At 74.8% G+C, this 12766-nt stretch carries 10 protein-coding genes and 1 pseudogene; 3 read left to right on the forward strand and 8 right to left on the reverse strand.

The window, feature by feature from the left end; genetic code table 11:
- Positions 1-393, reverse strand: a pseudogene (locus ACZ6S8_RS16110) (hypothetical protein); the annotation flags it as partial.
- A 481-nt stretch (positions 394-874) separates the two neighbouring features.
- On the opposite strand from ACZ6S8_RS16110, the gene ACZ6S8_RS16115 reads away from it, so the two are divergent.
- The 3 genes from ACZ6S8_RS16115 to ACZ6S8_RS16125 all read left to right on the forward strand — a co-directional run bounded on the left by ACZ6S8_RS16115 (position 875) and on the right by ACZ6S8_RS16125 (position 2914).
- Positions 875-2245 carry a helix-turn-helix domain-containing protein gene (locus ACZ6S8_RS16115; RefSeq protein WP_469456127.1) on the forward strand — a complete coding sequence of 457 codons (1371 nt, stop codon included), beginning with the start codon at positions 875-877 and terminating at the stop codon, positions 2243-2245.
- A gap of 171 nt (positions 2246-2416) precedes the next feature.
- Complete coding sequence (locus tag ACZ6S8_RS16120) at positions 2417-2632, forward strand: hypothetical protein (protein WP_469456129.1); 216 nt, start codon at positions 2417-2419, stop codon at positions 2630-2632.
- A gap of 81 nt (positions 2633-2713) precedes the next feature.
- Complete coding sequence (locus ACZ6S8_RS16125) at positions 2714-2914, forward strand: hypothetical protein (protein ID WP_469456131.1); 201 nt, start codon at positions 2714-2716, stop codon at positions 2912-2914.
- A gap of 65 nt (positions 2915-2979) precedes the next feature.
- Here ACZ6S8_RS16125 and ACZ6S8_RS16130 read toward each other — a convergent pair whose 3' ends face one another.
- The 7 genes from ACZ6S8_RS16130 to ACZ6S8_RS16160 all read right to left on the reverse strand — a co-directional run bounded on the left by ACZ6S8_RS16130 (position 2980) and on the right by ACZ6S8_RS16160 (position 12665).
- Positions 2980-6060 (reverse strand): AfsR/SARP family transcriptional regulator, encoded by a 3081-nt coding sequence (locus ACZ6S8_RS16130; protein WP_469456133.1) that lies wholly within the window; start codon positions 6058-6060, stop codon positions 2980-2982.
- A 135-nt stretch (positions 6061-6195) separates the two neighbouring features.
- Positions 6196-6912, reverse strand: a complete 717-nt coding sequence (gene gntA / locus ACZ6S8_RS16135; RefSeq protein WP_469456134.1) for a guanitoxin biosynthesis heme-dependent pre-guanitoxin N-hydroxylase GntA — start codon at positions 6910-6912, stop codon at positions 6196-6198.
- On the reverse strand, positions 6909-8912 hold the full coding sequence (locus ACZ6S8_RS16140) for a hypothetical protein (protein ID WP_469456136.1): 2004 nt from the start codon (positions 8910-8912) through the stop codon (positions 6909-6911). The genes gntA and ACZ6S8_RS16140 overlap by 4 nt, the downstream gene beginning before the upstream one ends.
- Positions 8909-9754, reverse strand: a complete 846-nt coding sequence (locus tag ACZ6S8_RS16145; protein ID WP_469456138.1) for a tRNA ligase subunit PheS family protein — start codon at positions 9752-9754, stop codon at positions 8909-8911. The genes ACZ6S8_RS16140 and ACZ6S8_RS16145 overlap by 4 nt, the downstream gene beginning before the upstream one ends.
- Before the next feature lie 4 nt (positions 9755-9758).
- Complete coding sequence (locus ACZ6S8_RS16150; RefSeq protein WP_469456140.1) at positions 9759-10490, reverse strand: class I SAM-dependent DNA methyltransferase; 732 nt, start codon at positions 10488-10490, stop codon at positions 9759-9761.
- Between the two features lie 116 nt (positions 10491-10606).
- On the reverse strand, positions 10607-11851 hold the full coding sequence (locus tag ACZ6S8_RS16155) for an ATP-grasp domain-containing protein (protein WP_469456141.1): 1245 nt from the start codon (positions 11849-11851) through the stop codon (positions 10607-10609).
- A gap of 145 nt (positions 11852-11996) precedes the next feature.
- A complete protein-coding gene (locus tag ACZ6S8_RS16160; RefSeq protein WP_469456143.1) occupies positions 11997-12665 on the reverse strand; it encodes a 4'-phosphopantetheinyl transferase family protein in 669 nt (222 codons plus the stop codon).
- Positions 12666-12766 lie beyond the last annotated feature (101 nt).

Genomic DNA, 12766 nt, shown 5'->3' on the forward strand with positions numbered 1-12766 from the left:
GGGGCCCTCCCCCCGGGGCCCCCGGAGGTTGGTCGGCGGGCGGCCCCCCGGGCCTCTGCGGGGGGGCGGGCGGGGGCGGGCCCCGGGGGGGGGGGGGCCCCGGCCCCCCCCCGACGTGAGGGCCGCGCCGAAGAGGGGGTTCTGCGCGCGCCAGCTGGACAGCATGGCCTCGGAGACCCCCGCCGCGGCCGCGCAGCCGGCGGGCCCCAGCCCCATGGCGGCGGCGTGCACGGCCCGGGCGCGCCGCTCGTTGCTCTCGGCGGCCAGATCGTGCGTGCCGCGGACGGCCTCGTGGAGCGTCCAGTCCGTGTCGTCCCGGCCGCCGAGGCAGGCCACCACGTGCTCGGCCCCGTCACCGGATGCGCCCGAGGTGTCGGGTCGTTCGTTCGTCACCGCTCGTGTTCCTCCTGCCGGCCCCGTTCGCCACCCCGCCCATTGTGCGGCCGCAGGACACCGGTGGACAGCTCGGTCCGACCGCCGGACGCCCGCAACCGGAACGGACGGCCGCGACGACTCCGGTTCCGGGGGCTCCCGCGCACCGCACGTGCGAAACGCATTCCGGGTGGCGTCAATAATTCCGGTCAGGCCCGTTCGGCATTTCCGCATATCCGCCGGAGAAGGGTGTCCGGCATCGAGGTTGACCACTTTGCGGCATTATTGACAAAATATCTTGACTCGCTCGGCGAAACTCCGGACGCACCCGGGCAGCCTCAGGACCTGCGGGATGCCCGCCTGACACACCGGCCCACCACGTCGGGGGCGCCGTCCGCCCGGCCCTGCGCGCGAGCCTGGCCGGGTTCGGCTTTGACCGAGTATATTCACTGCATATTCACACCCGATGTGCACCGCCGGTCTCACCCGAGGGGAAATCACCATGACGGAATCGCAGACTCTGGGGTCACGGATCCGTCGGTTGCGGCGTGAAGCGGGACTGTCGCAGATGGACCTGGCGGGCGACAACCTCTCGGCGAGCTACATCTCCCTGCTGGAGGCGGGCAAGCGGACCCCGTCAGCGGAAGTGCTGGAGCAGATCGCCGCCCGCCTGGGATGCGGTCCCGAACACCTGCTGGAACTCCTGGCGCCCGAACGCCACGACATGCCGCAGACGGACCTGCGCTACGCGGAGATCAGCCTGCGCAACGGCGACCCGGAAGCCGCCCTCGCGACCTACACCGCCGTCCGCGACAAGGCCGCCCGCGCGGGGCAGGAGGGCATCCGGCTGACCGCCGAGTACGGCGTGGCCCAGGCCCTGGAGCACGCCGGCCGGCTGGAGGAGGCCACCGACCGCTACCAGGCCCTGCTGGACCAGGCCGGCTACGGGCAGTCCCTGGTCCCGCGGCTCACGGTGGCGGTGGCCCTGTGCCGCTGCTACCGCGAGACGGGCGACCTGGCCCATGCGATCGACCTGGCCACCACCACCCTGGAGGAGGCCCGGCAGCTGCGGCTCACCTCGACCGTGCTGGGCGTCGAACTGCTGGCCACCCTCGTCGGCCTGTACTGCGAACGCGGCGACCTGCACCGCGCCGCCTTCCTGGCGCGCACCGCCATCGAGGAGGCCGAGGGCATCAAGGACCGCAAGGCCCTGGGAGCCGCCTACTGGAACGCCGGAGCGGTGGCACATCGCAGCGGCGCCTCCGCCGACGCGCTGCTGCTGCTGGAGCGCGCCCTGGCCATCTACTCCGAGGGGGACGACGCCCGCGCGCTCTCGCGGCTGCGCAACGCCTACGCGTCGGTGCTGATGCAGTCGGAGACCGCCGACATCGCGGAGGCCAAGTCACAGCTGACGCGCAGCGCCGAGAACCTGGCCAGCCACGGCAGCACGGTGGACATGGCGTACTGCGAGACCGCGCTGGCCCGGGCCTGCCTGCTGGAGGGCAACCCCCGCGAGGCGGAGCAGCACGCGCGCCGCTCCCTCGACCTCCTCGGTACCGGACACCGGCTGGAAACCGCGCGCACCCTCCTGGTGCTGGCGGGCTCCCAGCTGCAACTCGGTGACACCGCGGCCGCCGAAGAGGGCAGCGAGCGCGCCGCGCTGCTGCTGGAAGCGTCCGAGGCGGACCGGCAGGCGGCTTCCGCCTGGAACGACCTCGGGGAACTCCTGGAGCGCTCCGGACGCGCCGAGCGCGCCGTCTGGGCCTACCGCCAGAGCCTGCGGTGCCTCGGCCAGCGCAGCAGCCTCCTCCCGGCGGCGGGCGAACCCTCCCTGGTCCCCGACCGGCGCCCCGGGGACCACGGCCCGGCCTGACCGGGCGGCGGGGGTGGGCGCGACGGGCGGGAAGCGGAGCCGTAGATCGATCGATAGATCGGTCGTTGATCACCGGCGCCTACCGTCGGAGGAGACAGCGCAGGGGGACGGCGTTCGCCGCCCCCGGCGCCACCCACCGGCTTTCCTCCCCCGACGAGAGAGACGCACCGCATGCCGCACGTACCCCGCCTCCCCGCCGGTGCAGCTCCGTACGGCCGACCGGTCACCGACCCGCTCCGTCGCCGTCCCGCCCGGGTCCTGGCGATGGCGCTGCTGCTGACCCTCCTCTCCGCCCCCCTCGCCACCGTGCCCGCGCCGCAGTTCGGCGACGCCCTGACCCGCGTGGCCGGCGGTCCGGCCGGCGACGACATCCCCCTCTGCTGCTGACGGACCCCGTCGGCAGTCGCGCATCACCCGCTCCACACCGCCGGCAGACCACCGGTGGTGAAAGTCAAGGAGAACCACCTCATGTCGAAGCTCTTCCGCACCTGTACCGCGCTGTGCCTGGCACTGCTCGCCGCGACCGCACTGGGCGCCGCCGGCCAGCCGCCCGCCCCCACGACGGGCGGTGGGCACAGCACCCTCGCCGACGCGGGCACCGGGGAGATGACCACGGAAGACGTCAACAACACCGGTTCCCGGTTCCAGCCCCCGGCCATCACGAGCTGAACCGCGGCGGACCGGAGGCCGCCCGGGGTACCGACCCCCCGTGCCCGGGCGGCCTCCTCCTCACGTCACGAGCGGCCGTCGACCAGCGTGCTCCCGCTCCGCGCGGGCCTCTCGCCCAGCCCGGCCAGCAGCGTCGCCACGTCCGCCGCATCGGGCAGCCCCAGGCGCGCGAAGACCCCGCGGGCCCGCTCCAGGTGCTCCCTGGCCCGGTCCCCCTCCCCCAGATCGGCCAGCGTCCGCCCCATGACGACCAGCGCCTGCGCCAGGTCCCGCTCCGAGCACGCCTCCTCGCAGCGGGCGATCGCCGAGGCCGCGTGCCGCGCCGCCTCCTGATGCCGCCCCGAGGCGCGCAGGGTCTCCGCCAGGCGGTAGAGCGCCTGCGCCTCCCGTTCCCGCAGCCCGGTCGCCCGGCACACGGTCAGGGCCTCGCCGTAGCGGGCCACCGCCTCCTCGTACCGGCCCAGTTCGTGCAACGCGAGCGCGCTCACATACAGGGCATATGCCGCGGCAACGTTGTCATCCAGTTCCCGCATCAGTACCAGTGCCGACTCGCAGGAGGCGAGGGCCTCCTCGGGGCGTCCGCTGCGGACGCGGGCCAGGGCCGCGTTGACGGTCGTCACCGCCGCGCCGGAGCGGTGGCCCAAGGTGTGCGCCAGGGCGATCGCCTCGTCGTACCAGAGCGCCGCCTCCTCGAAGTGGCGCAGGAACTGCGCCACCAGGCCGCGGTCGTTGAGGGCCTGGCGCAGGGCGTAGGTGTCCCCCGCCGCCCGGGCCGCCTCGGCGGCCAGACCGGCGTGCCGGCCCGCTTCGGCGACCCGGCCCGCGCGCAGGGCGATGCCCCCGCACAGCACCCGGGCCCGTCCCACGCTCCGCCGGCACCCGGTCCGTTCCGCGGCCTCCGCGAGCGCCAGGGCCACCGGCGCCATGCGGTCGTACCAGACGGCGTGGGTGAAGGGGCTGATCGCCAGCAGCAGGTCCACCGCGCTGCCCAGCCGCTCGCGCCCCGCGTCCGGCAGGCCCGGGGCGACGGCGCTGAGCGCGGCGGCGACCAGGCCGTCGACCTCCTCCGCCACCCAGGCGCGGCCGGCGTGCACGTCCGGGAAGTCGAGGCCCCGCGACCGCAGGGGGCCGAACACGTCGGCCACCGGATCTCCGGGGACCGCGTGCAGGTACGCGCTGGCGGCCGTCGCGAGCAGGAAGTCCAGCAGCCGGCCCTGGGCCTGCGCCGCCTCCCGGGGATCGTGGGACACCGCCCGCTGGCGGGCGTAGACCCGTACGAGGTCGTGGTAGCCGTAGCGCCCGGGCTTGGCCGACTCCAGCATCGCGGCGTCGGTCAGCGACTCCAGCAGGGTCTCCGCCGTGCAGTCGTCGACGCCGATCACGGCGGCCGCCGCGGGGACGCCGATGCAGGCCGTGCCGGCCAGGGCCACCAGCCGGAACGCCCGCGCCTGTTCGGCCGTGAGCTGCTCGTAGCCGAGTTCGAAGGCGGCGTCGATGGCCAGTGCGCCCACCCGCAGTTCGGCGAGGCGCCGCTGTTCGTCCGCCAGCCGCGCGGTCAGCGTCGCCACCGTCCAGCCCGGCCGTGCCGAGAGCCGGGTCGCCACGATCCGCACCGCGAGCGGCAGGTGACCGCAGGCCTCGATGAGCTCCAGGGCGTCCACGTGCTCCGCGGCGAGCCGGTCCCGGCCGATGATCGAAGCGAGCAGGGCCAGGGCCTCGTGGGTGCGGAACGGTTTCAGCAGCAGTTGCGCCGTCAGCGGCAGGTCGAACAGGGGCGACCGGCTCGTGAGGATGACGGCGCAGCTGGCCGAACCCGGTATCAGCCCCCTCACCTGGGCGGCGTCCCGGGCGTTGTCGAGCATGATCAGCAGCCGCCGTCCGTCGACGACCGACCGGAAGAGCCGGCAGCGGTCCTCGACCCCGTCCGGCACCTCGTCCTCGGGCACTCCCAGCGAGGCCAGGAAACCGGCCAGGACGAAGCCCGGTTCCGCCGGATCGCTCCCGCCGCCGCGCAGATCGACGTACAGCTGCCCGTCCGGGTAGTGGGCGCGGGCCCGGTGCGCGACGTGCAGGGCGACGGAGGTCTTGCCCACGCCCCCCATTCCGGCGGCGGCCAGCACGACCGGGGTCCTGCGCACCGGTTCGGTGAGCACGGCGTACCAGGCGTCGACCTCCTCGCCGCGCCCGACGAAGTCCGGCGCGTCGTACGGGAGCTGGGCGGGCACCGGCCGTGCGGCCGGCGCGGGCCGCGCCGGCGGCGACGGCTCCGGCTCCGTCCCGGACTCGGCCTCCGGCTCCCCCCGTGCTTCGGCCCCCGGCTCGGGGCCGGAGCCGGTGTCACCGCCCCACACCGGATGCGCGGCGCCGTGTGCCGGGGCGGGTCCGGCCAGCGCGGGATCGCCGACCAGGATCCGGCGGTGCACCTCGGACAGTTCGGGGCCCGGCTCGATGCCCTGCTCCACGACGAGCAGGTCCCGCACCCGGTTGAACACCGCCAGGGCGTCGGCCTGGCGGCCGGCTCCGTACAGCGCGCGCATCAGCAGCCCGTACGGGCGCTCCCGCAGGGGGTGCTCCTCGGTCAGTTCCACCAGGTCCGGTACGGCGGCGCGGTGGTGGCCCATGTCCAGGGCCAGGTCGAAGCGCTTCTCCAGGAGGGCCAGCCTCATCTCCTCCAGCCGGACCCGCTGCCGCTCCGCGAACGGGCCGGGCACGCCGCTCAGCGGTTCCCCCTGCCACAGGCCCAAGGCGCTCGCCAGTAACCGTTCGGCCTGCGGGAGCCGGTCGCGGACCGATGCCCGCGCCGCCTCGGCCGCCATCACGTCGGCCCGGCGCAGGTCGAGCGCCTCGTCGGAGAGGGCCAGCCGGTAGCCGTCACCGGCCAGTTCGAGAACGGTCGGCGAGTCCCCGTCCGGTTCGAGCAGCTTGCGCAGCCGCCAGACGTAGGTGCGGATGGTGGAGACGGCCCGGCTCGGGGGCGTCTGCGCCCACAGCGCCTCGACGATCTGTGTCATGGAGACGGGCCGGTTGGCGCGCAGGAGCAACAGGCACAGGAGGGCCTGTTGCTGGGGTGGACCCACCGGCAGCTCGACCTCACCCCGGTAGGCGCGCACCCTGCCCAGTACCTCGAAACGGAATCCTGCGGCCATTCGTGTGTCTCCCCTCGCAGCTGCACGAACAATCGCGCTTGTCCGTGGCATCCGCGTAAGACGGAATTCACGGGCTCGGGGTTTCCTTCCGACCCGGCGGATGTGCGAGGGGCGACACCCGCAGCCGGGGGACGGTCAGTCGGGCTGCGGGAACGGGCACTTCCACTCCGGCGGGACCGCGCGCCCGGAGTACTGCCGGGCTTCGGAGACCGTGCCGTGCTCGGCGAGCATCGGGTTCACCTCACCCTGCAGGGCCACTTCCTTGCCCCGTATCTTCGTCTGCATCCCCTGGTAGACGCCGGTGCGCTTCAGCTCCGCGAACTGCCGGTGGCAGTTGAAGACGAGGGCCGGCAGGGCGAAGCGCCGCGAGATGCGCGAAGCCCGCCGGTGCAGGCCGATGACGAAGAACGGATGGCCGCCGAAGCTGAACCCGAAACGGGGACTGCGCGGATCGTCCGAGATGTCGGGGGCCCACGGGTTCTCGGCGCGGTCGATCGCGTGGAGGGCGCTCAACTGCTGCCAGAGCAGCCGCTCGAACTCCTCCTCGTCCGCCGGATCGGGCCCGGCGAAGATCGCGGCGAACGAGTGGAAGCGTCCGGGCCGCGACAGCGGGCCGGTGACGAACCGCTGCAGGTCCGCGCGGAGCCGGTACAGGCTCTCCCTCTCCCCCAGAGCCCCGTAGACACCGGTCACCAGCTCTCCGCGGTGGAGTGCCGCCCGGGCTCCCAGGCAGGTGAACTCGTCGGCCCGCAGCCAGGTGGTGAAACGCTCGACCACCTCCTCGGCGCCGTCGCGGCCCGGGGGCTGCTCGTCCCCGGCGCCGTCGCTGCCGGGGGGCTGCTCGTTCCTCATCGCCCGCTCCACCCGCGGCCGGCGAGCGCCCGCAGCACCGTTTCCCGGCGGCGGCGTCCCTCCGCCCGGACGGGGCCGCCGTCCGTGGCGGCGAACTCCGCCCGCACGGTGAGCGAGAGGTGTCCGGCGGGCACCCGCCCGCCCCGCAGCAGGTCCTTCACCGCGACGAGCCGGCTTTCGGTCTCGCCGGCCTCGGCGACCACCCGCAGGACCTCTCCGGCCGACACCGCGTCGGGCACGACGACGCTCACGTTGAAGGCGGGCAGCGGCAGCGGCTCCGGCAGCCGGACGGCCGCCGGGACCGGCGTGAGGCCGCCCAGCGCGCCGAGGTCCAGTTCGGCGCAGAACACCCGCTCCCCCGCCGCGTCGAGCAGCGCCGTGTTCCGCTCGGACAGCAGCCCCGCGCGGCCCACCGCGGTGCCCCGCACCCGGACGGCGAAGGAGGCGTCCGGTGCGAGGTCCGGGTACGGCCGCGGGGTCAGCTCCGGCGCCTCGTGGCCCGCCGCGGCGGTCAGGGTCCGCACGAGACCGTTCAGGTCGGCGAAGCCCACGGTCCGCGGCCGGGGTTCGACCAACGAGGCGGGTGCGACGGCTCCGCTCAGGACGGCGGCGAACCGCCAGGACTCGTCTCCGTACGCGGCGGACAGCGGGACCTGGCCGATCTCGAACAGGTGGGCCGCTCCGGTGTGCCGCAGGGACCGGTCGGCGCTGCCGAGGAGGCCCGGCAGCAGGGAGCCGCGCACGCGCATGGCGCGCAGTCCGGCCCGTCCGTGCACGGTGACGGGCTCGGCGTCCGGTGGCGCGCCGACCGCGCTGAGGGGCTCGGACGGTCGCAACAGCACCGGGGTCAGCACCTGTTGCAGCCCCCGCCGCAGGGCCGCGTCGGCGAGGCCGCGCCGCAGGAGGCGCGCCGGATCCGGCCACGGGCCGGCGGAGGACGGCGGCAGCCTGCGCGGCACCGTCCGGTACCCGCGGACGCGGGCCACCTCACCGGCGAGTGCGGGGACACCGTCCAGGTCCGGGCGCCGGGCGTCCACGGTGAGGTGCAACGGGCCGTCGTCCGGGCGGGGCCCGACGGCCGTTCCGCCCGCGGTCAGCAGGGCGGTCAGGGTCGCGAGGTCGAGGTCCGGGTCGACCAGCCGGCGCAGTGCGCCGGGGTCGGGGCGCAGCACGCGCGGGGCGGGCGCCGCCGCTCCGGCCTGCCCGGCCGCCGTGACCGTTCCGCCCGCCCACTCGGTGACGAGCCGGGCCAGGCGGGCCACCGCGCGGTCGCAGGACTCCGGGTCGTGTCCGCGTACGGCGGGCGGTGCGTACGCGTCCGGCTCCTGGTCGTGCCCGGGCGCCCGGTGCCCCGCCGTCGGGTCGAGCCACCAGGCCCACACCAGCGTCGCGCGGCCGTCGGCGGGCACGGCGCCCGGCGGAGCGTCGTGTCCCAGCACGGCCAGCGTCCGTTCGCCCGCGGCCAGCACCGGGCTGCCGGGGGGCGTGCGGGGGCCGTCGGCGGTTGCCGGTCCGGCCCGCTCCGCGGTCCGCAGTCGCAGGCCGGTGAGGTCCAGTCCCCGGGCGTCGGCCGCGCCGAGGGGCTGACCCGTCTCCAGCCCGGCGTACGCCGCCAGGTCGGCCACCGTTCCGGTGAGCGGTACGCCCGCCGCGCGCAGCCGGTCCGCTGCCGCGTCGGGGAGCCGGACCGCGTGCGGGAGCCGGACGACGGCCGCCGCCACCCGCCCCGGGACGCCCTCGTCGGCGGTGAGCGCGAGCCCCTCCGGCAGGCGCGGCAGTTCGAGCGGGGCGAGCGCCGGGTGGCCCTCCCGGGCGCGGACTTCGGTTGCCAGGCCGCGTACGGATCCGAGGTGGGCCAGCGCGGGCGGCGGCTCCACCTCCACCGCGCGGTCGGCGTCCAGGACGGCGCGTGCGCCGCTGCCGTGGAGGGCGTCGAGCAGCGCCGCCCGGTCGAGGCGTCCGCCGCACTCCTGCTCCAGCCAGGCCAGGGGGATTCTCACGGTCGGTCGGTTCCTTTCTCCGACGGCGCGGCCGGCCGGCCGGCGTGGTCGAACTGCTCCAGCAGGCGCGGGTCGTTGACCAGCAGTTCCCGGATGTCGGTCAGCCCGTGGGTGAGCCTCATCAGGCGCTCGACGGAGCAGCCGAAGCTCAGCCCCACGACCCGGTCCGGGTCATAGCCCCCGGCGGTGAGCACGTCGTCGCGGAGCAGGCCGCCGGCTCCGATCTCGACGTGCCCGCGTCCCTCGCACTCGTCGCACCCCGGGCCGCAGCGCGGGCAGGCGACCTCGACGGCGAATCCCGGCGAGGCGAAGGGGTAGTCGCCGCGTCGTACGCGCCACGGGTGTCCCCGTCCGAACAGGCCGGACACCAGGCGGTCGAAGAGCCCCATGAGGTCGGGCAGGCCCGTGTCCGGCTGGACCACCAGTCCGTCGATCTGGGTGAACTGGGAGCCGGAGTAGGGGGAGGAGAGTTCGTTGCGGAAGCAGGTGCCCACGAGCAGGGTCCGCAGCGGACCGGGGGCAGCGGCCCGCATGGCCTGCGGGCCGCCGGAGGTCGCGTGCGTGCGCAGCACCAGGTCCGGTGCGGGGAAGAAGCTCAGCCGGGTCCGGGTCGGGTGGTCCCGCGGGTAGCCCAGCACGTCGAAGTTGTCGCCGGCCGATTCCAGCAGGGGCAGGTCGACGACGTCGAAGCCGAGGGGTGTGAACAGCTCTCCGATCCGGTCCACGAGGGCCGCCACCGGATGGGGACGCCCGGTGCGGGGCCCGGCGGGCGGCAGGCCGGGATCGCATCGGGCGTCGGCCACCGCCGGAGTCAGGACGGCGGGCGTCACTTCGTCCGGCACGGCGTCAGCTCGCCTTGCGGTAGACGCCGATGTGGTTCTCCGAGTAGGTGTCGTAGGGCACGTTGCCCCAGTCGCCCCAGCGCTCGCTGAGCTCCAGTCCGGCGATCCTGGCCATGAGGTCGAGTTCCGAGGGCCACGTGTAGCGCAGGAAGGCCGGGTAGAGCTTGATGCCGTCCTCCCGGATCTCGACGTGGTTCTCCTTGATGTGCTGGGTGGCCCGGTCGAAGGTGTCGGCCTCGATGCGCACGTGGTCGAGCCCGACGTCGTACACGTGGGCGCGGCCGTTGAAGCGGAAGCGCGTCGGGTCGGGGACGAACGTCTCCACGACGAACAGTCCGCCGGGCTCCAGGTGGGCCGCCACCGACTCGAAGCACTGGATCTGCTCTTCCTGCGTCTGCAGCGCGTACAGCGAGTTGAGCAGCAGGAAGACGAGGGAGTAGCGCCGCTCGGAGGTGAAGTCGGCGATGTTGCCGATGGACACCTCGATGGACTCGCCGCCGGGCTTCGTGCGCATCACGTCGACGATCTCCGGGGACGCGTCGAGCCCGTCGAGCTGCACGCCGCGCTGTGCGAGGGGGAGGGCGACCCGGCCGGTCCCGATGGCGAGTTCGAGTGCGCGGCCGCCGCCCGCGCGCTTGGCGAGGAACTCGACGGCGCCCTCGGGCTCCGGCCAGTCGATGTGGTCGTACACGTTCTTCCAGCGGGGGCCGTACGTTTCGGGCTTCCACTCGGTCATGGAGGGGACCTCTCTCGTGGTGGGTCGTGGGCCGGCCCGGTCGGTGACGGGCCGGCGGGGGCGTGGCAGGCCGGCCGGCGGGGCGCCGGCGGGCGTGCGGGGTGGGGCGCGGGCGGTCAGGAACCGAGGACGCGCAGCTCGTGGTGGGCGAGGAGCAGGCGGTCCTCGACCTCGTCGGCGTGCGGGCCGGTGGCCATGACGTAGCCGACCCGTCCGTAGAGGTCCTCCGGCGGGGGCGTCACGGTCTCCCCGCGCGGGCGGAGCTCGCTGATCTCGTGGATCCAGGGGCGGCTGCGCAGGGTGGCGGCCTCGGCCAGGCCGTCGAAGCGCTGACGGGACCGGGGGTAGAGGAAGCGGATGCCGGCCGCGCGGTCCCCGCTGGAAACGGTGCGCGGAGGTCGGCCCAGGGCTGCGGAGACGAGCAGCGAACCGAGCCGCACGCCGCGGGCCAGTTCGACGATGCGGGAGGCGATGTCGCCGCCCGGTCGTGCGTTCAGCTCGATGATGCGCGGGCCGGCCGGGGTCATCTTCACCTCGACGTGGGCCACGGTGCGGTCGATGCCGGCGGCGAGGACGCTGCGGCAGGCGAGGTCGAAGCCCTCGGTCATCTCGGCCGGGCCCAGGGTGCCGTTGCCGGTGATGAAGCCCGCCTCGACCGGATAGGGGTCGTACGCCCAGATCTTGCGCGCCCAGGAGACCGGGGTGGCCGTGCCGTCGCGCACGAGGCAGTCCACGTCGAATTCGAAGCCCTCCAGGAATTCCTCGACGAGGATTCCTTCGCTTTCCAGGCCCATCTTGTCCGCGTGCAGGGCCGCGTCGAAAGCGGCGTCGAATTCGGATGCGTCGTCCACCCGGCGGACCCCGGCGCTGCCGGACAGGCCCCGCGGTTTGACCATCAGCGGGTAGCCGATCTCGCGGGCGGCCCGCCGTGCCGCGTCGAGGTCGTGGACGAGCAGGGAGCGGGTCGGTGAGATGCCGGTCTCGCCCAGCAGGGTGCGCTGGCGGTGCTTGTCGCGGGCCAGTTCGGCCGCCGCCACCGGCACGCCCGGCAGCCCGAGGGTCCGGGCCAGGCGGGCCGCGGTGACCACCATGGTTTCCTCGTACGTCACCACGGCCGCGACCCGGCGCCGGTCCAGGAGGGTCTTCGCGGCCCGCAGCGCGTTCTCGTCGGTGTCGCCGGCGGCGGCGTCGAAGACCCCGGCCGCCTGGACCAGGTGCCGCTGCCAGGTCACCGGTTCGGGGTTGAGCAGCAGCAGGTCGGCGTCCGCGGCCATCTGGGCGAGCAGGCGTTCGTGGCCGGCGCGGTAGCCCGACCCCACGACGAGCAGCGTTTCGCGGCTGCCCGCACTGTCGTGTGTCACGTGCGTTCCTCTCGGTCCGATCGCGTCGGGCGGTGTTCGGACGGGGTGGGGTGATACAGAGTCAAGTATCTCCATGACTACTTGTCAAGATGAGTCAGTAATGGAGTCACTAATCATTTTCGCGGGCGTTCCTGCTGCTGCGTCCTCACGGAAGCGGGCACAGGGTGCGGACCGTCGGGGCCGGCGCCGCGCCGTGCGCGCCGCCCTCCGGTACGGCGAGGGCGAGGGCCGCGCGATGCCCGGGCGGGAGGTCGAGGTCGGCGAAGGCCCACCCGCGGGGCGTCGGCGCCGGCCCCCTCCCGTCCGCCGCGAGGCCCGCGGCCAGTCCCACGCACTCGCGGGCCAGCCCGCCGGGCAGTCCCGTACCGATGCCCTTCAGGTACGCCTCCTTGCGCACCCAGCAGCTCAGGAAGCCCTCCTCCCGCCGTGCGGGCGGCAGTTCGGCGAGCGCCGCGCGCTCGGCCGGGTGCAGGCGGCGGATCATGCCGTCGAGCGGGCTGTCCGGGTGGCGGAAGGCCCGCGACTCGACGTCGACGCCCACAGGGACGGCGGCGAGCGCCACGACGGCCAGGCCGCCCGAGCGGGACAGCGAGAACTCGACGGGCGGCGCCCCGCCGGCCAGCCTGGGCCGTCCGTGCGGCTGCGCGCAGTGCGGCAGTCCACAGGTCTCCCGGGTCAGCCGCACCGCGCGGGGCGCGATGCCGAGACATCCGCCGAGGACGGTCCGCAGCGCGAGGTGCGAGGCGACGTAGCGGCGTCGCGCGCGCTCGTCGCGGAACGCCGCCGCCCGCGCGCTCTCCCGGCGGTCGAGCACGCCTTCCGGGCTCCCGTAGGAGACGGACTCCAGGGGGACGACCCAGACGGCCGCCTCGCCCTGCCCGGGCAGATCTCCGGGTACGGGCCGTCCCTGCGGCG

Source organism: Streptomyces sp. NPDC048461 (assembly GCF_055587105.1).

Coding starts and splice junctions, on each gene's coding strand:
- ACZ6S8_RS16115 (WP_469456127.1), top strand. CDS start 875: ATGACGGAATCGCAGACTCTGGGGTCACGGATCCGTCGGTTGCGGCGT.
- ACZ6S8_RS16120 (WP_469456129.1), top strand. CDS start 2,417: ATGCCGCACGTACCCCGCCTCCCCGCCGGTGCAGCTCCGTACGGCCGA.
- ACZ6S8_RS16125 (WP_469456131.1), top strand. CDS start 2,714: ATGTCGAAGCTCTTCCGCACCTGTACCGCGCTGTGCCTGGCACTGCTC.
- ACZ6S8_RS16130 (WP_469456133.1), bottom strand. CDS start 6,060: ATGGCCGCAGGATTCCGTTTCGAGGTACTGGGCAGGGTGCGCGCCTAC.
- gntA (WP_469456134.1), bottom strand. CDS start 6,912: ATGAGGAACGAGCAGCCCCCCGGCAGCGACGGCGCCGGGGACGAGCAG.
- ACZ6S8_RS16150 (WP_469456140.1), bottom strand. CDS start 10,490: ATGACCGAGTGGAAGCCCGAAACGTACGGCCCCCGCTGGAAGAACGTG.